Origin of the sequence: Halobacteriovorax sp. CON-3 (assembly GCF_043196995.1) — a bacterium.
Lineage (GTDB): Bacteria > Bdellovibrionota > Bacteriovoracia > Bacteriovoracales > Bacteriovoracaceae > Halobacteriovorax_A.
On record NZ_JBEBNA010000001.1, the window covers coordinates 1,610,494 to 1,630,538 of the forward strand.

Below are 20,045 nucleotides of genomic sequence, written 5' to 3' on the forward strand. Positions count from 1 at the left end.
TCCTTAAGAATGACCCGAAGAATTATTAGAATATGGGTATAACCCGACTGTAACACTAGGTCTTATAAATGAAGAAGAGTAAAATCGTAAATTTGGGAGAGAGACGCAAGAAAGCTAGTACGCGCAAAAGCACGTCAGCAAAGAAGACTCACTCCAAAACAATCTCTGGAAAAACCGTAGTTAACGCTAAGGGTGCAACTGATGATCCTACACAGAGATTAGAAGCTGAAAATAAAGCATTAAAGCTTGAGCAGAAAAAGATTTGCGAAATGGCCGCAAGAACAATTCTTCATGCGCTAGATTGTAAAGACCATTATACTTACGGACACAGTACACGTGTTGCCTATTTTAGTTTAACTCTTGGGAAAGAAATCGGACTGAACGAAGATGAATTATATGATCTAGAACTTTCGGCCCTATTCCATGATATTGGTAAAATTGGTGTACCAGACGAGGTATTAAATAAGCCTTCAAGACTTACAGAAGATGAATTTCTTCAAATGAAAAGTCATCCAGAAAAATCATTTGAAATCCTTCAAGGATTTACTCACTTTGAAAAAGTTGCAACATTTGCAAAATATCACCATGAAAGATGGGATGGGCGTGGATACCCAGACGGACTTAAGGGTGAAGATATTCCATTATTTTCTCGAATTATTCTAATTGCCGATACTTTCGATGCTATGACATCAACTCGAGTTTATCGTAAGGGACTTGATTATGAAGTTGCTTATGCTGAGCTAGAAGAGTTCTCTGGATCACAATTTGACCCAGAGTTAGCAAAGGCATTTGTAAGAGCGATGAAAAAAGAAGAAGTGAAACAAGAAAAGACTTTCACTCTTACAATCATCGACGGCCTATTTAAGAAAGACGCCGCTTAATTACAATTTGGCGTTTCAGCAACAGTATTAATATAGTACATCTGTAGAGTTCGACAGTCGTATTCTGATGCTAAAATCTTAGAAGTTGCGCACTCATTAGGCTTTCCTTCTTGCTTGGCCCAGTTCATATTACCTTCACATTTAATATAGGCTTCGCGATCAACACATGCCCAGTGCTTTCCTTTACAGTTATAAACTAAACCTTGGCCAAACTCCGTATACTTTGGAGGAGCTACATAATCTAATTTCTTAACAACTTCTTCTTTCTCTTCCTCTAATTTATCAACAATTTTATCTAATTGATTATCGAGGGTATCGGCCTTTTCTTCGTCTTTATCATCTTGTTCTCCAAAACTGATATTAGAATCAACTGGAGTTGATGGGATAATGACTGGCTCAGGAGCAGGCTCAGTATTCTTTTCACCAAGATTCAAACTAGGTTCAGGTTGTTTTTCTTCTACCTGAGGTTCACTAGGAACCACTGCTGGTTCTTGCACTTGAACTTCAGGTTCTTGTACTGGTTGAACTTCAGGAGCAGGCTCAGGTTGAACTTCTTTAGTCGGCTCAGGCTGAACTTCAACTTGTTGTTGTGCTGGTTGCTCGACTTGAGGTTCAGCTTGTTCCACGGCCTTTGGTGACTCTTTTGTTTCAGTGACCTTCTTTGGTTTCTTCTTACGAGGTTTTTTCTGTCTTTTGACAGGTGGGACTTCCGGTACCTCATTATCACTTTCATCAGTTAAAACAAATTGATCGATCGCTAAAAGAACAACTGCAACGATAAGAACGATTTTAATTAGCTTACTTTTATCTTTGGCCTTTTTATCATCATCCTCATCTTCGTCATCGTCTTCATCATCATATTCGTCACTATCTTCGTCTTCTTCATCTTCATCGTCTTTTTCTTTAGACGCTTTTTTCTTTAAAAGCTTAGCAAGGAATGGAAGCTGTTTTTCAAGGAAGGACTTATCTTCGTCATCATCCTCGTCTTCATCATCTTCATCATCCTCTTCACTTTCAAGATCCTCATCGTCCTCATCTTCATTATCAGATGATTTTTTCTTAAAAAGCTTTGCTAGAGATGGGAAGTACTTTTCAACGAAAGATTCATCTTCTTCGTCTTCATCATCATCGTCTTCCTCGTCATACTCTTCGTCTTCCTCTTCATCATCTTCATCCAAGACTTCCTCTTGAGATTGTGGAGGAATAACATCAGCTGCATCGAAGTCATCTTCAAGTTCAGTATCTTCTAATTCTTGGGCACTAGGAATTTTAACATCTGTTGATGTTGCATCATCAAAATCAGAATCAGAATCATCCTCATCAGATTCAAATTCATCTTCTTCAAATTCTTCGAGTAGCTCTTCATCTTCTTCAGACTTCTTTAGCTTCCCTTTCATCTTGTCAAAAAAACCTTTCTTGGCCACAAATACTCCTAATCTAAACCAAAGAACTCTTCCATTTTACTGTATAATTGAGAATCCTCGAAGGAATATTATCTATTTAGCATTCTTGTCCAACTACTTAACTCGGTTATAGTAGCAAATATTTTTTACGAAAGGTGGTGATAGAATGACAGAATCTTTATTAAGATACTGTTTATCACCAAAGTGAAGTGTTCCCTCACCTAGAGTTTTTGTTACATTGAAAATAACTTCACCCATGGTGCGACGATAATTTAACTCAACAAGTGGGCAAAGTTTTAACTCTCCACTCTCATCTTCATAAATCATATTATCGAATTGAATTTTTTGTATTGATTTATTTGGTAAGTTCTCTTTGATTAAATTGATAGTAGAGTTGAGGTCGAATTCCAATCCAAGCTCATCTAAATCGATCAAACATCCACCCTTAAACTGTCCATTTGGACCAGTTAAATTTTCTACAACAAAGAAGTCATCAGTTTTTAAATCGTAAGTAACCCCAAATGTTTTTATAACCTTAACATATTTAGACAGAACACCAGGTAAGTTCACACGCTCTAAATCCGCATGATTCTTAATAATCTTATTACCAATTCCGGAAAAGCTTTGATCAGGACGGTAGAAACGCCTACCATGAATTTCAACACTATCACCTTTATTGATAATTAGATCTTCTAAAGGCTTATACCAACTGGCCAGCCAACACTTGGAGTTTAAAAGCTGGGCATTGTTAAAGTCTCTAAGATCACCCCACCAATTAAAATAATTACTCAAGTCTGTTGTTACTGTCCCTGTTATAAAACCAAAATGACCTAAGCTATCCAAGTACTCTTGTGAATAACTTAATTTTGTACAAAGAGTATTTTCACTAGAGTCATTAACTAAGAAGAAGATATACTCCAGCTCTGTTAAGTACTTATCAATTTTAATTTTTGGATTATTAGCAGCAAGTGCAGCATCAAAGTCGAGATTAACACGATACTTCACTTCCACTCCTTGCGATTTGTGACGATAAATTCATCTTTAAAATTCTCAATACGAGAAATAAAGTCGTCATCCATACCTGTTCTTACTCGCCCCTCACGATCAAAGATCATTCCCTTTGCACGTGCAGGAGAAAGTAAATCTGGTAGAGACTGCACATAGAATTCCCATAAATTGCTTTGATTACGCCACTTATTTAACCAGTGCACACCAAAGCCAACATGAGAAATCTCATCTTCGTAAACAACATTTAAAATTGCTGCTGACTTTTTGTCATCAACACCTTGAAAAATATCACGATAGAATTTTGCAAAATCTAAGTTGGCCGCTTCAAAAGTTAAGGCCATCACAGCAAAGTACTCTTCAAAGCTTGTGATTTTTTGCATCTGTCGCCAAAAGAAATCGTTAACAGGTAGATCTCCAAAATCAATCCCAAAGTCATTCATTCTTTTGCGATAAAGATTAAAATGTTTAATCTCATCATCAATAGTTTGTAGCAAGCCTGAGGCGATCCTCTTGTATTGCGACTTATCTTCTATTGGAATATACATCAAAGCAGTGGCCATCATTTCGATTGCCAAAAGCTCATGATTTGCAAAGAAGTGAAGGGCCATGGCCTTCTTTTCATCTAAATGAAAACTACCTCTTTTTGGAAATTTTAGTTGTTCGCAAGAGAATATGATTTTCCCCTCTCTCGCTGGACGAAGATCTTTTATTCCATCTTGTGTTTTATGGTAATTTAGATCCGTAACAACATCAGATGTTGTCAGCTTATCTTCAAGAAATGGAGATTCTAGCAATAGCCTTGCGTACTCGAAAGTATTCATTATCTCTAAGGTTTAGAAGTAGTATTTTTTCTCTTACGACTTACATTTCTTTTTCGACTCTGTCCAGGACGCCCTTTACCTTTGAAGTTTCTTCCTGTTGATCCTTTAGAGGCTCCACCCTTCCCAGGTTTACCTTTAAATCGTCCTCCACCAGGTTTACGACGATTGGCCTTACGCTTCTCAAAACACTCTTCACAGATAGGAAAACGAGAGTCTTCTGGCAGCTTAACACTACATGAAGAACATCTAGCAATAATCTTTTGTGAAAGAAGTTCATTTAGTTGATCGATAGCAAGCTGCTTATTATTTAAGAGCTCAACTTCAGAATAGACAAAGTTTTTATTATTAAAGTGTCTTGAAAGCCATTGATATAGCTCAACACATTTAATCGAAGTTTCAAGATAATCAATATCATTTGAACCGTGTTCAATCGGTTCACAAGGAATCCCTTCCATATTAACGTATTTATGAAGGATCCAATTATAGAATTGAACATGATCCATTAGGCCCAGGTTTACTGGAGCACAAGCAAATCCGAAGATTTCAGCATCAGTAAGAATACCATTTGAATCAGCATCCTCTACCATCTCTGCTAACTCAATCATCTCCTTCATATCAACACAATAGAAAGGAGCTTGGAAAGTCATCGTGTTAAATAGACGTAGAAATTCTGAAAGCTTTAGCTTTGGTAAATTATTATCAATTAGTGCTTTGTTAACTTGGTTGAAGATATCAAGGTCAGGACCAACCATACACTGATCACTTTGTTCAAGTGTCGCACTCAATGCTTCATTGATTGACTCAATTCCGTCTTCGACCTTTCTTAGACAAGTTACTGTTCCGCGAGGAAATCTCTGGAAACGTCCAGCACGGCCACCGATCTGCTTTATCTCACTTACAGAAATATCATGTTGATGGCCATCAAAGAACTTAGAAAGAGTTGAGAAAACGACTCTTTTAATTGGTAAGTTCATACCCATCGCAATAGCATCAGTTGAAACGATAACGTCAGTTTCACCCTGATCAAATTTACGGGCCTGCTCTCGACGTACTTCAGGAGAAAGTCTTCCATAAACAATCGAAACTTTATAACCTAAACGCTCTAAGTCTCTTTTATGTCTTAGGGCATTCTTTCTTGAAAATACAATAAGGGCGTCGTTCTTTTGCATATCAGCTAGAACAATTGGATGCCTCTCAACTGATAGCTCAGTCATACGAGTGTATTCATTAATAATTAGTTCATCGCCACAAAGATCAACAATCACTTTAACAAGATCAAGAGCAGAAGCATCACCACAAAGGTGAACCTCATCGGCCATAATATTAACAAGTGCTCTCGTCCATGCCCAACCACGTGAAGGATCAGTAATCATTTGAATCTCATCAATTACACAACAGTCAAAGACTTCTTGTAATCGCGCCATTTCAATAGTTGACGAGTAGTGTGTTGAACCTTCTCTCTCAATAACTTCTTCACCAGTAAGCAGAGTTGTGACAGCACCTTTTGAATTTAGTGTATCGTAAAGCTCTGCGGCCAGAAGTCTTAGAGGGGCCAAGTAGCAACCTTTAGGGACACTCGATAACTTTTCAATTGCGTGATAAGTTTTTCCAGAGTTAGTAGGTCCCATATGGTAGACGATCTTTCTCTTCATTTGCCTGGCATTTGAATGTGTCCAGAACTCTCCAAGATACTCTTGAAGAATTGTCGACGAGACGTCTTTCTTCTTTAGAATGATAATTGATTTTACGAATTTCTTAAATTCACGCTCTAGGTATCTTTCATTTCTCCAGTAATGAGTTGAAAGAGAGCGGTAGAATTTGTCATACTCCGCATCCGTAATTAGATCAGTACTTAGCTCATTTGCTTCTAAGTATTGATCAAATAACATACTTACATTTCTTCGGTGAAGAGAAGCAAGTTCTGATGGATAAGCAAACTCTGATTTAAAATATTGCTTAACCTGATTCTCTAACCTATTTAGAGAAGATCTTTTAATAGTATTTCTTAATTTGTAGAAATTCTTATCGAGAGTTTTTTGAAGATTGAATACGATATCTGAAACAACATGAATTCCATTATCAATCTCTTCTCTAATTTGCTCTTTCGTTGATTCAATGATTTCAACACAACTTTCATAGACTGAGTCTCTAAGAAGTGCTCTAAAGTCATTTACACACTTAATACACTGACACTTCAGCTCACTGATTTTATGTTTTGTTAAATCAACATCTGAACGAATAAAGGTTTGAGTCTCATTATGCTGATTTACAACCTTTTGTCCCCACTCATAGAATGTTTTCTCGTGAAGAGAGAGGATATTTTGAGACAGCCCACCATCTTGACCAAAGAAGATTGCTTCCTTTTCTGGAATCATACAATCATCAATAAAAATCAAATCAAGGATATTATCTTGTTTAATTAATAAATTAAAATTGGTGAAGTCTTTGTTAAAGAAATAAACTAAAGATGGATTCTCATCAAAAACTGTCCATAACTTAGTTAGCGTTGACTCAAGAAAGCCAAGAACGACAAGAGCATCTTCACTTGCTCTAACATAACTATCATCATCGGAAAAATTATTGACCTTAATAATCGTTTTACGTTCTGTTTCTATATTTTCTCGAATTGCGGAGAAGTCAGGTAGCTTATTTATTTCTTGTGAGCTCATTCTTTAAGAGTACGTTGAGGGAAGAAATTGTGCAAGTAATCTTAGGTGTTAAATACAAAAAAATACATTATAATTAAGCAATAAACATATAGAGAATGGATTGCATATGATGAAAACATGGCTAACTGAAACTTTTAATATTAAATACCCTATTATTATGGCACCGATGTTTCTTGTGACTAGTATTGATATGCTAGTAGAAGCTTCTAAAGCAGGTATTATGGGTTGTATACCGGCACTTAACTGGCGAACTCCAGAAGAATTTGAAGAAGGCCTAAAGGAATTAAAAGAAAGATGTGAAGGTCCATTTGGAATCAATATCATTGTAAACCAGTCAAACATTCACATGCACAAACAAATTGATCTTTGTGCTAAGTATGCACCAGACTTCATCATCACTTCACTTGGAAACCCGAAAGAAGTTATCGAAAAATGTCGTCCACAAGGAACTAAGATCATCTGTGACGTTGTTGATTTAAAATATGCTCAAAAGGTACAAGATCAGGGAGCCGATGCGGTTATCGCTGTAAACTCAGGAGCTGGCGGGCACGCAGGTCCAACACCTGCAAGCATCCTTGTTCCCCTACTTAAGAAGAACTTAGATATTCCAGTTATCTCGGCAGGTGGGATTGCAACAGGATCAGGCCTATTTAGTATCATGGCGCTAGGATGTGAAGGAGTCTCTATTGGGTCACCTTTTATTGCCACTAAAGAATCAATTGTATCTGATGCATATAAAGAAGCCGTTGTTCAATACGGAGCTAAAGATATTGTGATGTCGAATAAGATTTCAGGTACACCTTGTACAGTTATCAATACTCCTTATGTTCAAAAAATCGGAACTGAACAAAATATTGTTGAAAAGGCCATGAGCAAGAATAAGAAGCTAAAAAAATATGCAAAGATGCTTACTGGTTACAAGGGAATGAAGGCCGTTGAAAATGCAGCTTTCGGAGCCACATATAAAACAGTATGGGTTGCCGGTCCTTCTATTGAGTTCATTGAAAAGATTGAAACAGTAAAAGAGATTGTCGATAGAATTGTTTCAGAATTCGATACTTCCGTTGATGAATTCTTAGCTAAAAGATCCTAATTATGTTCAAGCTTCCTAAGGTTTTACGTTATCAAAATTTTAGAAGGCTCTATATTGCAGGTCTGACATCTGAGCTTGGCTCATTTGTTTCAGAAACAGCGCTAATGCTCTTAGTATTTGAGTTATCAAATCATAATAAGAGCTATCTTGGTGCCGCACGTGCAGTATTCCTCTTCTTTCTAACAATCGGAAACTTAATTGGTGGGGTCATCGGCGAGAAATATAATCGCAAGAATGTCCTTCTGTTTACGAACTATATTCGTATCCCAATTATTTTCACAATTATCTTTGCTAAAACTCCTGAAGTGGTCATTCTATGTGACGGCCTAATCGCCCTTTTTACAGGGATGTACAACCCCACTAGACAGGCAATGGTAAATGACATTGTTCCCCAAAAAGATATGAATCGTGCCAATGCACTATTTGGCTCGGCATTTGCTGTTCTACACATGATTGGGCCATTTCTTGGTGCAACAATGTTTACGGCGTTTGGTGGTATTAAGGAAGTCGTCGCCCTCGATTTTCTAACTTACATTGTTGGAATCTACTTTATTATGAGCTTAACCTATAACCCGCCAAAACAAGAGGGGAACAGTGAGAGCTTCTTATCTGAAATAAAGAACGGTATTAAATATGCCCGAACACAAAAAGAGCTCTTTGCCGTCATTTCAAATGTCATCATTGAAGGTTTAGTACTTGGGTTTATGTTTCCCCTGATTCTTCCATATCTTACTGAGACCCTCGGGGCCACAAAGCAAGATTACGGGATAGCCTTAGCGCTCTTTGGCCTTGGTGGCCTATTTGGTGGTTGGGCCAGTTCTACAATTTTCAAAGATAAACCTGTTGGAAAATTAATTATTACGACACTCTATTTAGAACCTGTTCTCATGGCAATATGGCTATACACGGCTTCTTATACTGCAACATTAATGATTTTCTTTGTTTGGGGATTTGTTGTATTCGTTCGTATTACAAATCAACTAAATTATGTTTCCCTTAAAGTCGAAACAAAGTACCTAGCGAGGATATTTGCCCTACTAGATCTTGGCTTCGTTGTCCCAAATATATTAGGTGGGATTATCCTTACATTTATTGGAAATCAATATGCTACAGAAGAGATCCTTATTGTCGTCTGTATTGCATTCTGTGCACTTATTTTCCCGAGAATGTTATTTTCAGATATGAAAGCATTATTTAACTTAAACAATGAAACCGTCGATAGGGATACATCAATACAGGATAAAATCTAATTAAAGACAAGGTTATTAAATATGACAACAGTATGGTTAAGAGATGAAGATAAGGCATTTGAAAAAAGAACTCCTCTAACACCAGAAAATGCAAAAAAGTTAATCGATGCAGGCTATAAAGTAGTCGTCGAAAAATCAAATGATCGAATTTTTCCAATCGAAGAATATGAAAATATTGGCTGTGAAATAAAAGAAAGCCATGCTTGGGTTACTGAAGCACCAGTTGGTGACGATATTTTTATTCTAGGCTTAAAAGAACTAAAAGAAACGGATGAATTTCCACTAAAACACAATCATATTTACTTTGCCCATATTTACAAGGGCCAAAACGGATCTCAAAAAGTCTTTGATCGCTATCGAAAAGGTGAAGGAACCCTATTCGATCTCGAATTTCTACTAAACGAAGATAAAAGACGTGTTGCCGCTTTTGGTTACTGGGCAGGCTATGTTGGGGCTGCACTTAGTATCGAGAACTTCTTCTCAAATTCCCCAGCTACCCTGAGGCATTACTCTTCTAAAGATGAGTGGCTTAAGATTATCAATGAGAAAAGAAACGGAAAACAAAACCCTTCGACTTTTATTATTGGTGCCCTTGGACGTTGTGGAAGTGGGGCACGAGAACTTCTTACAGACCTAGAGCTTGAATCAATTAACTGGGACGTTCAAGAAACGAAAGTTGGTGGCCCATTTAATGAAATTCTTAAGGCCGACATTTTTATTAATACAGTTCTCATGACAACGAAGATTCCTCCATTTCTAGATAAATCACTTATGGAGAAGAATCAAAAACTATCATATATCTGTGATGTTAGTTGTGATCCTAATAGTGACCTCAACCCTATCCCGGTTTACGATGTTCATACAACTTGGGATAAACCTCTTCATAAAGTAGAAAGCTCGATTGATCATGAATGTAATATTATTGCGATTGATAATCTTCCTTCAGCGCTGCCGAAAGAGAGCTCGATTGATTACTCGAATCAGTTGATTCCTCATCTACTTGAGCTTAAGAATGCGAAGGATTACTTTACATGGTCACATGCTAAAGAAATCTTTGAGACGAAAAAATCTGCTAATAAGTAAGCTCTATTGCTAACTTTAGCAAAGCTAAAGTATCGCTTCTTCTTTGCGATGGCTTTCCCATTGCTCCAGAGGAAACAAAATCGACATAAACGTCGATTTGTTTAAATAATTATAATTTTTAAGCTAAAGAATGGGGAGCTAACACTGCATCATATCTTAGCTTCGCTAAGATGCTGCAGCTGTTTTTACATGGTCACATGCTAAAGAAATCTTTGAGACGAAGAAGTCTGCTAATAAGTAAGCTCTATTGCTAACTTTAGCAAAGCTAAAGTGTCGCTTCTTCTTTGCGATGGCTTTCCCATCCTTGGCTCCAGAGAGACATCCTGCGGCAAAAGTGCCCAGCGGGCAGTTTTGAAGCTGAGATGAATGTGATTTAAGGAAGCTAGCCGTAAGCGCGGCTTTCGGTTATTTGCCACAATCGAAAACTTTCCCATTGCTCCTGAGACAACAAAGCCGACATAAACGTCGGCTTGTTGAAATAATTTTTTAGCTAAAGACTGGGGAGCTAGCACCGCGAACAATAGACTGGCTTTGGCCAGTCAATTTCGCGGTTGCTTAAATAAGACCACCACGTCTAAGTAGTGCATCAACCTCTGGCTCACGTCCACGGAACTTCTTGTAAAGATCCATTGGATGTTCTGAACCACCTTTTTCAAGGATATTTTCTCTGAAACGATCTGCAATTGTTGTATTAAAGATCCCTTCTTCTAGAAATAACTCAAATGCATCTGCATCTAGAACTTCGGCCCATTTGTACGAGTAGTAACCAGCAGAATATCCACCTGCGAAGATGTGACCAAATGAAGTTGAAACCATTGTTCCAGCAACTTTAGGAAGTAGTTGAACATCTTGAGTTGCAAGATTTTCAAATTCTTCTACATTTGTAATATTTGATGGATCACCTGAGTGCCATGCCATATCAAGTAGACCTAGGCTTAGTTGACGAATAGTGTGACGACCCTCTCCAAAGTTTGAACTATCTTTTAGCTTTTGTACTAATTCAGCTGGAATTAACTCTCCAGTTTCATAGTGCTTAGCAAATAAGTCTAAGCATTCTTTTTCAAATGCCCAGTTTTCCATAATTTGTGATGGAAGCTCAACAAAGTCCCAGAATACATTTGGACCAGACAGCATACGGTACTGACACTTAGTTAGGATACCGTGAAGCGCGTGACCAAATTCGTGGAATAACGTTGTCACTTCATTGAAAGTAAGAAGTGATGGCTTCGTTGTTGTTGGCTTTGTAAAGTTACAAACATTTGCAATGTGAGGACGGATATCTTCACCGTTAAGAACATATTGTTCTCTAAATGCTGTCATCCATGCTCCACCACGCTTAGATGCACGTGGGAAGTAATCACCGTAGAATAGTGAAATGAAATTTCCATCACGATCAGTAATTTCATAAGTCATTACATCTTGGTGATACTTTGGAACATTAGATACTTCTTTAAAGTTTAGTCCATAAAGCTTAGTTGCAACTTCAAAAACACCATTAAGAACATTTTCTAACTTAAAGTATGGTTTTAGCATTTCATCATCAATGCTATATCTTTCTTTCTTTAACTTCTCATAGTAGTACATATAGTCCCATGAAGAGAAGTCTTCCACTCCGTCTTGCTCTTTAGCATAGGCTTTAACTTCATCCATATGCTCAATTGCTGCAGGCATTGCTTTTTCTTTTAAGTTATTTAGAAGATCAAAAACATTTTGTGCACTCATGGCCATACGTTCTTCTAAGATATAATCAGCGTGGCTCTTGTATCCAAGAATACCAGCTCTTTCAAAACGAAGCTGAGCAATTCTTTTTACGTTTTCTTGATTATCAAGTTCATCACCTTTAGCACACTTAGTCCCAGAAGCGATTGTCATCTTCTTACGTAATTCACGATTTTGAGCATAAGTAATGAATGGCCCAAAGCTTGGGTAATCTAGAGTGAAAACCCACTTACCTTCGTGACCCTTTTCAGTTGCTGTCATTGCAGCAGCTTCAATAAGTCCTTCTGGAAGTCCTGCAAGATCTTCTTTGTTATCTAGAACCATTTCAAATTTATTAGTCTCTTTTAAAAGGTTGTCAGAAAACTCTAGACCTAGTTTTGAAAGTTCTTCATCAATCTTTCTTACTTTGTTCTTATCTTCTTCACTTAGAAGAGCACCATTTCTTACGAATCCTTTATAGATCTTTGTAAGAAGAGTCATCTGCTCAGCATTTAAGTCTTCATTTTCTTTGTTATCGAAAACAACTTTAACTTTTGCAAAAAGATCAGCATCAAGGTTAACGTCGTTACCATGAGCAGTTAATAATGGAGAGAATTCTTTTGCGATTTCATTCATCTCATCATTTGTGTTTGCTGACTTTAGGTTAAAGAAGATCATTGAAATATCTTCAATTGCACTTCCTGAGTTTGCATATGGCTCAATGATATTTGCAAATGTAAGTTCACCATCAAAGTTTTTAATTGCTTCGATTTCTTCTTTGTGCATCTTAATTGCTTCGCGAATTGCTGGCATGTAATGCTCGTTTTTGATTGTATCAAATGGTCTTGCACCATGTGGATTTGTGAATTTTTCTAATAATGGATTAGACATATAAACTCCTAAATGAATCTTATTAAAGACATTACTCCGAGCGAAATTTAATGGCCATAAAGGCCGCTAGAACTAGCCAGAGTAACACTGATATTATTAGCATATTTTGAGTAAAAGCCAAACTTGTAAACACTAATAGTAGAGCTGAAATACCCATTTTTGACGCACGGTAGACAACCATATCCACGATATACTTGGCCCCGTACTTTTGTTCTTTGCTCAAAGGGAAATATAGCATCTCCTTAGCTGCCGAAAAGATCGAATAATCTAAACCTTTAAAGCCTACAAATAAAATTGCTGTTCCGAGTAATCCCAAGTATTCCATGCGATCCAAAATAATCAGGATAAAGAAAACAAATGGAATAAAGATATGGACTGATGAAACTTTAAAATATTTAAATGCAATTGGAATAATAACAATTTGAACAATTAGTGAAATGGCATTAATCGATGAATAAATATTGCCAAGATAGGCACCCTTCTCATTAGCATCTTTAAATACTTCAAGTCCTAGATTAAATTTATAATTTGCCAAGTTAATTACCACTTGGGAAAGAATAATTAGTCCACAAATAAAGAAGACATAAAGCTTCTTATCTGCGAGTGAAGAGATTGGAGACTTTTCTTTGAGTGCTAAGAATTGCTTTTGGGTAAAACTAAAAATAATAATAACTAGAGCTAGAATGAGTAGGCCACAAGAAGCAGCATAGAATACTCCCATCCCCTTCATTAGCTTTGTCGTAAGGAGTCCTCCAAAGATTCCTCCAAGAGAACCCAAGGCCCCTAGTGGACCATAGACGAGTTTTGCGACTCTAAAGTCAATCACAGAGTTAAGATACCCCAATGATAAATGGACGACTAAAATAATATAAACTTCCTTCCAAACGGCAAAGACAGCGCTTCCGTAAGCAACTCCATTTCCAAGTGCAATTAGAGCGCCTCCCATAAGGGCCAGCGATATTGCCACAATCCCATTAAAGATTATCGCAATGGAGAAGTACTTTTGTAGTTCATTGATGATACTAACGCTGAGACCAAGAAACATTACCGAAGATAACCAAATCCACGGTGTACTCTTAGCGCCAAAATTCTGAATAAAGAGAGCAGTTGAGCTCGAACGAATCATTGGGTATGAGAAGAATGCTAGAAAGAGTGTAAATGTAACTAAGAGAATATTTCTTCTCTCATTTTGAGATAGCCCAAAAAGACCAGCATTGATCTCCTTAACGGCCGTAATAATATTTTTCATTATTCAATCACCATAAGAGAGTATTCTTTATTTTCAAGCTTAGTCAGTGAAGTTAAGTCGACCCATTTTCCTAAACTAAAAGTTAAAGTCGTTAATTGGTCCTTATTCTTCTTACTTCTTAAATCGAGAAGATAAATACTCCCCTTCTTCTTACAAATTGCATGATAGACTTCACCGCCGAAGTCCATTTCAAAACTATTGCCTTGAGAACTAATAATGTCCGAGAGCTGCTCGTTGACCTTATCATTAAGCTTTGTCACTTCTTTCATTTTGAATTTACACATCTCTTGAGTGAAATGAGACACAGAGCCTTTCTCTAACTCATTTGGAAAGTATTTATTTACTAATTTTCGAAATAATTCTTGGCGATATGATTTAACTTCTAAGTTTAAGCAATTCTTATGAGAATCAATTTTGATTTTTTCACCATCAATAACGTATTTCAACAGATCCATACGAATGGTATGAATTGGCCGTTTACGATTAAAACAATACTCAGTTGCTGATGCAGTTGATAGTGATATGCCCAGAATTAAAAGAAATAAGAATTTAAGCGTCTTTCTCTTCCTGTAAGTACGTATCACCCTTTTGACCTTCCATAAATTCTTCAGCGGACTTGTAGTCACAAAGACTTAAAGTTGTCTGAAAATTAAAACCTTTAGGAAGTTTACCACTTTTTGCAAGATCGTCACATGAGCAAGAAAGTGTCTTCATGAATTCAAAGAATTTCGTACTAGTTTCCTCACTTAAAAGGTGCTCAATCATACAAGAGTCTTTTTCAGCGACTGTTTCTGAAACACCAACAAAGTCTTTTAGGAAGTAATAAAGAAGAGTACGAGAAGTTAAAGTCTTGTGAACTTCATCGTGACCGTCATCAGTTAAGAGAAGAAATTTTGTATCATCTTCCTCTTTAACTAGATTACGTTTTTTAAGATTATTAAGGGCCGTTGAAACTGATCCCTTAGTTAAACCTAAGTCTTTGGCAATATCTGTAACTCGAGCATAACCCTTGTCTTCTTTTAGCTTATGAATTGCTAAAAGATAGTGAACCATTGAGTGAGATAACTCAGCTTCACGCGGTTTTTTGTCATTAGTATTAGCTTTTGTTGATGTATTTGCCATGATATTTCTCACAAATTAGGTTATGCCTTTAATCTAGCAATTTCAGGTATTTTTGGCAACTAATGGCCCCTAGAAGATGCCCCAAATTATGTGCATCGTTTTTTCAGATTTCTAAAGCAACCACTCGCATAACCCACTGAATTTACATGGTTTTTAATGAGGCATATATTACAGACCTCCCGAGTAGCACCACAGCGTGTTAAAATCAAAGAGAATCTAAATAATTGGGGTTAGCTAATGTTGAGGCCAAAATCAAAAATATTCACCACTCTCTTGACGTTATTTTTAGTAACGAGTTCAATATTGTCTTATGGACAAAATAGCAACTACGAAGCTCCTTCGGAAGCCGATGTTGAGTCTGGAAATATTACGGACAGAGATAAGCATACAATGGAGAATTATACGCACGCCGGTTATCAGCAAAGAGAAGCTGATGAAAAGTGGGCCGAGGAATGTGGGACTTCTCAAGAGTGTGAAAGTATAAGAAAGGGTGGCGATGCAACTGACGGTGAGAAATTCATGGGAATGTCACCTTCAATGTTTAAGGCCGTAGGACAAGCCTACTCTATTATTATGCCGGCCATGTCTCAAGCTGGAGGCGGTGGTAAATTCAATCAAATCGATGTTGTGACTAAGAAAGATGTTGCTGCCAAGTACAGTGATAAGGGGATTAGTTTTAACCAAGAAGGTAAGGCCGAGGCCATGGCCGACTCTAGTGCTACACCTGAAGATCTAAAGGAAGCGCAATCAGAACATGACAAAGCAAGCGAGAAAGAAGGTACTGATTATTGCCAGTATATTCCGATGGGGGCCGAGGTTATTGCACGTGTGACTCAGCAAAAGAGTGATGAGTTTGCGCTTGCTACTGAACCAGATGTTGAAAATGCTCAAAGCCAGGCGCTTTATAAGCAAGCACGTTCACATCGTGATCGTCAAAAGTCTGTTGATATCCAGAGGAAAGGATGGGGAGCGACGACTGTTTGTTATATTGCCTCGATGGCCACACAAGGTGGATTCACAAGTGGCTGGAGTAACTGGGTAAAGCTAGGTGCTTCAACTCTTATGACGAGCTACTATATGTGGGAACACAAGATGCATGGTGATGCTGCTGACAAGTTAAATAACGTTGCCAATAAATTAAGTGGTAAAGGTAAATGTAATCCTGTTTCAGATCGTGATTGCTATTGTAGCCAGCCTGAAACAATGAATGATGTTAAGTATTGTTATCCGCAAATTAGACAAAGAACTGCTCAGAATAATAACTGGCAAGTTACTTGTGTCGACAATAATGTGAAAGAAGACCTTAACTGTACTTGTCGCCAAACAAATTCATGTCTCGATTCAAGAATCTCATCAAAGATTGGAGGAATGTATATTCCGGGTGGACTTGGAACAAGTCTAGATGACTTCTATAAAATGACAAACGGTATATCGACTCCAGGAGATAGCTCAAATAGCTTCAAATCGACGTCAGGAAAGATTTTTGCGATGGCCAACGATAAACTAAAAGAAGGGCTTAACAAAATCAATCTACCAGATAGTTATAAGAAGAAAGATGCAAAAATCGCAGAAGGCTTAAGACAACTTGGATTTGACGGTGCCGTTGCAAATGCGATTTCTGCAACTCCTGAGACGAATGAAAGTAAGTCAGCTGAAGCAAAACTTAAATCTCGTGCTTCAGGCCTTAGAGGGAAGTCTGCTAAGTACACTGCTTCTTATAAACCAAAAAATAATGGACTCTACTTTAGAGGTGGTAGCGGTTTAGACAATAAAAAGAAGAAAAAGAAAAAGGCCGTAAATCCATACGCTCACCTACTAAAGAAGAAAAAGAAAGATAATGCAAATGCTAGTGCAGAAATTTTAGACTTCTCACAAAGAGCACAAAGAAATGCAGGAATTACAAAAGATAAATCTAGTAATATTTTTGAGATCATATCAAGAAGATATCGTTACTCAGCGACTAAGAAATTAGGAGCACAATAAAAATAAAAGGTTGTTTTCATGGAAGAAAATTACAAATTACCAATTCTCATTTTCGATGATGAATGTCCACTATGTGTCAGATTCAAGGATTCTCTAGCACGCTTAGAAGAGGCCAAGTCTGTTAACTTTGTAAGTGTTAACGATGAAAAGCTCTATCAAGCTTATCCCGAACTAAATAAAGAAGAATGCCAAGAAGTTGTTCACTACATCACAAGTGATAAGAAAGTTTTAAAGGGTGACGAAGTGATCACTCACCTTGCTAAGCTATACCCACTTGTAAATAAGTTTAGCTGGCTAATTGAAAGTAATATGGGCCAAAAGGCCACAAGCTACTTTCACAAGACAACTAGTGCTTACAGAAGAATGCTAAAAAGAAAATGTCCAAGCTGTATAAAGCACGCTTAACTAGCGAACAAGACTTCGACGAGAAAACATACTGCGGTTAAATGGCTCTAGTGTTAGGGCCGTTAAAACCCAAGTCAAACAAAACTCAGCAAATTGCACTTTATTATCACTAGGAATAAAAAGTGTAATCACAAGAAGAATCATGAAACTTATAATATGAGTTGCCTTTGGAACAGGCAGTGCAAATTTATCAATGAATTGCTTTGCCTTTTCAACTTTAAGATATGAAATAGGAACAGCAAAAAGATAAATAAATAGAATAACTCTTAGAAAGAGGTTCCAAGACTCATGAGAAACTCCACGAGCAATTAACCAATTTTGAAAATTTGTTTCGAGAAGAACACTATTGATATCCCTAAACATTTCAGGGGAATTCCAATCAAAGATACGTTGTCCCCAACTCACCTCTTCCAAGGCACAGATAACATAGAACACACCTTGAATAACGAGCATAAGAAGAAATTTTGAATCTCTAAATTTTGCGAGAACTCTGCGTCTGTAAAAATAACCAAATGAAATGAGACATAGGCCAACAAAAGTAAACCATTCGAGTAGTCCATTTTGTGCGCTAAGTACTTTATCAAAATAAGCTAAATCAGTTCTTGATATATATAGGCTATAGATACCAATAACTAAGATAACAAAGAATGAGATATATTCAGTCCATTTAACTTTAAACATAAGATTAATTTTCACCGAGGTCAGTGAACATGTCAATGCGAGTCTGATGTCTGCCGCCTTCAAACTCAGTCGATAGCCATACCTTAGTCATGGCCAAAACTTCTTCACTAGTTGAAATACGGCCACCAAAGCAAATTACATTTGCGTTGTTGTGCTCACGAGAAAGCCTTGCTAGATCGACGCTATGACAAAGAGCTGCTCTAATTCCTTTAAACTTATTGGCAACCATGCATACTCCAATTCCCGACCCACAAAGAAGGATACCTTTCCCCTCTTTTTGCACGGCCTTTGCTAAAGCGATTGCATACTCAGGGTAGTGACATGAATCTGTCGAATGCGTCCCAAGATCCTCTACTTCATAACCTTCTTCAATTAAGAATTTCTTAACTGCTTCTTTTTGTTCGAAAGCACCGTGATCTGTTGCTAGGAAAATTTTCTTACTCATTATTTGGACCTAAAAGTAAAAAGCCTCCCGAAGGAGGCTTGAGTATTTGTTAAATTAATAACGGTAGTGTTCTGGCTTGAATGGACCTTCAACTGGTACGCTGATGTATTCAGCTTGTTGAGGAGAAAGAGTATCGATTTCAACATTGATTCTCTCAAGGTGAAGACGAGCAACTTTTTCATCAAGGTGCTTAGGTAGCATATAAACTTTGTTCTCATACTTACCAGCATTATCCCAAAGTTCCATTTGAGCAATTACTTGGTTACAGAATGAGTTCGACATAACAAATGAAGGGTGCCCAGTTGCACAACCAAGGTTTACTAGACGACCTTGAGCAAGAAGGATGATTCTCTTACCATCTTTTCCTGTGTATAGATCAACTTGTGGCTTGATATTATCTTCTTCAAAGTTATTGTGAAGGTGCTTAATATCGATTTCATTATCAAAGTGACCAATGTTACAAACGATTGCACCATCTCTCATATTATCAAGGTGAGATGCATTGATTACGTGGTAGTTACCAGTTGTTGTAACGAAGATATCACCTTCAAGAGCTGCTTTATCCATTTTCATTACTTCGAAACCTTCCATTGCTGCTTGAAGAGCACAAATTGGATCGATTTCAGTAACGATAACTCTAGCTCCAAGACCTTTGAAAGATTGAGCTGAACCTTTACCAACATCACCGTAACCAACAACAACACAAGTCTTACCTGCGATCATAACGTCAGTTGCACGCTTGATACCGTCAACAAGAGACTCTCTACATCCGTAAAGGTTATCAAATTTAGACTTTGTTACAGAGTCATTGATATTGATTGCTGGCATCTTAAGAGTTCCGGCCTTAACTCTTTCATATAGTCTGTGAACACCTGTAGTTGTTTCTTCAGAAAGACCTTTGATTCCTTCGATTAACTCAGGATACTTGTCGTGAACCATATTTGTAAGGTCACCACCATCATCAAGGATCATATTAAGTGCTGATCCATCTGCCCACTTAAGAGTTTGCTCGATACACCAGTCAAATTCCTCTTCGTTCATACCTTTCCAAGCAAAAACAGGAATTCCAGCAGCAGCGATAGCCGCAGCAGCTTGATCTTGAGTTGAATAAATATTACATGAAGACCATCTTACTTCAGCACCTAGCTCAACAAGAGTTTCGATAAGTACAGCTGTTTGAATAGTCATGTGAAGACAACCAGCGATCTTTGCACCTTTAAGTGGCTTTGACGCTCCAAACTCTTTTCTTAGAGACATTAGTCCCGGCATTTCAGTTTCAGCGATTTTAATTTCTTTTCTTCCCCAGTCAGCTAGAGAGATGTCTGCTACTTTGTAATCTGTAAAGCTCATGTTTCCTCACTTT

General features: G+C 37.4%; 17 protein-coding genes. 6 read left to right on the forward strand and 11 right to left on the reverse strand.

The window, feature by feature from the left end:
- Positions 1-68: 68 nt before the first annotated feature.
- On the forward strand, positions 69-881 hold the full coding sequence (locus ABMA72_RS07550; protein WP_392857599.1) for an HD-GYP domain-containing protein: 813 nt from the start codon (positions 69-71) through the stop codon (positions 879-881).
- Here ABMA72_RS07550 and ABMA72_RS07555 read toward each other — a convergent pair.
- The 4 genes from ABMA72_RS07555 to ABMA72_RS07570 form a co-directional block, all read right to left on the reverse strand.
- Positions 878-2,305 carry a hypothetical protein gene (locus ABMA72_RS07555; protein WP_392857601.1) on the reverse strand — a complete coding sequence of 476 codons (1,428 nt, stop codon included), beginning with the start codon at positions 2,303-2,305 and terminating at the stop codon, positions 878-880. The two genes, ABMA72_RS07550 and ABMA72_RS07555, sit on opposite strands and share 4 nt — an antisense overlap.
- A gap of 93 nt (positions 2,306-2,398) precedes the next feature.
- Complete coding sequence (locus ABMA72_RS07560; RefSeq protein ID WP_392857602.1) at positions 2,399-3,289, reverse strand: hypothetical protein; 891 nt, start codon at positions 3,287-3,289, stop codon at positions 2,399-2,401.
- Positions 3,286-4,113, reverse strand: a complete 828-nt coding sequence (locus ABMA72_RS07565) for a DUF455 family protein (RefSeq protein ID WP_392857603.1) — start codon at positions 4,111-4,113, stop codon at positions 3,286-3,288. Before ABMA72_RS07565 ends, ABMA72_RS07560 begins: the two co-directional genes overlap by 4 nt.
- Positions 4,114-4,118: 5 nt before the next feature.
- Positions 4,119-6,782, reverse strand: coding sequence for a helicase-related protein (locus ABMA72_RS07570; protein ID WP_392857605.1), 2,664 nt, complete (start codon positions 6,780-6,782; stop codon positions 4,119-4,121).
- A gap of 106 nt (positions 6,783-6,888) precedes the next feature.
- On the opposite strand from ABMA72_RS07570, the gene ABMA72_RS07575 reads away from it, so the two are divergent.
- Genes ABMA72_RS07575 through ABMA72_RS07585 form a run of 3 tightly spaced genes read left to right on the forward strand, consistent with a single transcriptional unit; the run spans position 6,889 to position 10,208 of the window.
- A complete protein-coding gene (locus ABMA72_RS07575; protein ID WP_392857608.1) occupies positions 6,889-7,875 on the forward strand; it encodes an NAD(P)H-dependent flavin oxidoreductase in 987 nt (328 codons plus the stop codon).
- Positions 7,876-7,877: 2 nt separating this feature from the next.
- The gene (locus ABMA72_RS07580) at positions 7,878-9,125 is read left to right on the forward strand and encodes an MFS transporter (RefSeq protein WP_392857610.1); all 1,248 of its coding nucleotides are present in this window, start codon (positions 7,878-7,880) and stop codon (positions 9,123-9,125) included.
- A 21-nt stretch (positions 9,126-9,146) separates the two neighbouring features.
- A complete protein-coding gene (locus ABMA72_RS07585) occupies positions 9,147-10,208 on the forward strand; it encodes a saccharopine dehydrogenase (RefSeq protein ID WP_393056679.1) in 1,062 nt (353 codons plus the stop codon).
- Between the two features lie 555 nt (positions 10,209-10,763).
- Here ABMA72_RS07585 and ABMA72_RS07590 read toward each other — a convergent pair.
- From ABMA72_RS07590 to ABMA72_RS07605, 4 genes are all read right to left on the reverse strand, one after another.
- Positions 10,764-12,797, reverse strand: a complete 2,034-nt coding sequence (locus ABMA72_RS07590) for a M3 family metallopeptidase (RefSeq protein WP_393056681.1) — start codon at positions 12,795-12,797, stop codon at positions 10,764-10,766.
- Between the two features lie 31 nt (positions 12,798-12,828).
- A complete protein-coding gene (locus ABMA72_RS07595) occupies positions 12,829-14,046 on the reverse strand; it encodes an Npt1/Npt2 family nucleotide transporter (protein WP_392857616.1) in 1,218 nt (405 codons plus the stop codon).
- Entirely contained in the window at positions 14,046-14,501 is a 456-nt protein-coding gene (locus ABMA72_RS07600) for a hypothetical protein (protein ID WP_393056683.1), read from the reverse strand. Before ABMA72_RS07600 ends, ABMA72_RS07595 begins: the two co-directional genes overlap by 1 nt.
- A 94-nt stretch (positions 14,502-14,595) precedes the next feature.
- On the reverse strand, positions 14,596-15,168 hold the full coding sequence (locus tag ABMA72_RS07605; protein ID WP_392857620.1) for a metal-dependent transcriptional regulator: 573 nt from the start codon (positions 15,166-15,168) through the stop codon (positions 14,596-14,598).
- Positions 15,169-15,471: 303 nt separating this feature from the next.
- Here ABMA72_RS07605 and ABMA72_RS07610 point away from each other — a divergent pair, with 303 nt between their 5' ends.
- Positions 15,472-17,151: a hypothetical protein gene (locus tag ABMA72_RS07610; RefSeq protein WP_393056685.1), complete on the forward strand. Its 1,680-nt coding sequence runs from the start codon at positions 15,472-15,474 to the stop codon at positions 17,149-17,151.
- An 18-nt stretch (positions 17,152-17,169) separates the two neighbouring features.
- Positions 17,170-17,556: a thiol-disulfide oxidoreductase DCC family protein gene (locus ABMA72_RS07615; protein ID WP_392857624.1), complete on the forward strand. Its 387-nt coding sequence runs from the start codon at positions 17,170-17,172 to the stop codon at positions 17,554-17,556.
- Here ABMA72_RS07615 and ABMA72_RS07620 read toward each other — a convergent pair whose 3' ends face one another.
- The 3 genes from ABMA72_RS07620 to ahcY are packed head-to-tail and all read right to left on the reverse strand — an operon-like array spanning position 17,557 to position 20,032.
- Positions 17,557-18,237 carry a hypothetical protein gene (locus ABMA72_RS07620; RefSeq protein ID WP_392857626.1) on the reverse strand — a complete coding sequence of 227 codons (681 nt, stop codon included), beginning with the start codon at positions 18,235-18,237 and terminating at the stop codon, positions 17,557-17,559. It lies immediately after the preceding gene.
- A 4-nt stretch (positions 18,238-18,241) separates the two neighbouring features.
- Complete coding sequence (gene rpiB / locus ABMA72_RS07625; protein WP_392857629.1) at positions 18,242-18,682, reverse strand: ribose 5-phosphate isomerase B; 441 nt, start codon at positions 18,680-18,682, stop codon at positions 18,242-18,244.
- Positions 18,683-18,736: 54 nt separating this feature from the next.
- Positions 18,737-20,032 (reverse strand): adenosylhomocysteinase, encoded by a 1,296-nt coding sequence (gene ahcY, locus ABMA72_RS07630; protein ID WP_392857631.1) that lies wholly within the window; start codon positions 20,030-20,032, stop codon positions 18,737-18,739.
- Between the last annotated feature and the right edge of the window lie 13 nt (positions 20,033-20,045).

What these genes read in the sequence shown, in the direction of transcription:
- ABMA72_RS07550 (WP_392857599.1), top strand. Translation starts at nt 69, where the DNA reads ATGAAGAAGAGTAAAATCGTAAATTTGGGAGAGAGACGCAAGAAAGCT.
- ABMA72_RS07565 (WP_392857603.1), bottom strand. Translation starts at nt 4,113, where the DNA reads ATGAATACTTTCGAGTACGCAAGGCTATTGCTAGAATCTCCATTTCTT.
- ABMA72_RS07570 (WP_392857605.1), bottom strand. Translation starts at nt 6,782, where the DNA reads ATGAGCTCACAAGAAATAAATAAGCTACCTGACTTCTCCGCAATTCGA.
- ABMA72_RS07575 (WP_392857608.1), top strand. Translation starts at nt 6,889, where the DNA reads ATGATGAAAACATGGCTAACTGAAACTTTTAATATTAAATACCCTATT.
- ABMA72_RS07580 (WP_392857610.1), top strand. Translation starts at nt 7,878, where the DNA reads ATGTTCAAGCTTCCTAAGGTTTTACGTTATCAAAATTTTAGAAGGCTC.
- ABMA72_RS07585 (WP_393056679.1), top strand. Translation starts at nt 9,147, where the DNA reads ATGACAACAGTATGGTTAAGAGATGAAGATAAGGCATTTGAAAAAAGA.
- ABMA72_RS07590 (WP_393056681.1), bottom strand. Translation starts at nt 12,797, where the DNA reads ATGTCTAATCCATTATTAGAAAAATTCACAAATCCACATGGTGCAAGA.
- ABMA72_RS07595 (WP_392857616.1), bottom strand. Translation starts at nt 14,046, where the DNA reads ATGAAAAATATTATTACGGCCGTTAAGGAGATCAATGCTGGTCTTTTT.
- ABMA72_RS07600 (WP_393056683.1), bottom strand. Translation starts at nt 14,501, where the DNA reads ATGGATCTGTTGAAATACGTTATTGATGGTGAAAAAATCAAAATTGAT.
- ABMA72_RS07605 (WP_392857620.1), bottom strand. Translation starts at nt 15,168, where the DNA reads ATGGCAAATACATCAACAAAAGCTAATACTAATGACAAAAAACCGCGT.
- ABMA72_RS07615 (WP_392857624.1), top strand. Translation starts at nt 17,170, where the DNA reads ATGGAAGAAAATTACAAATTACCAATTCTCATTTTCGATGATGAATGT.
- ABMA72_RS07620 (WP_392857626.1), bottom strand. Translation starts at nt 18,237, where the DNA reads ATGTTTAAAGTTAAATGGACTGAATATATCTCATTCTTTGTTATCTTA.
- rpiB (WP_392857629.1), bottom strand. Translation starts at nt 18,682, where the DNA reads ATGAGTAAGAAAATTTTCCTAGCAACAGATCACGGTGCTTTCGAACAA.
- ahcY (WP_392857631.1), bottom strand. Translation starts at nt 20,032, where the DNA reads ATGAGCTTTACAGATTACAAAGTAGCAGACATCTCTCTAGCTGACTGG.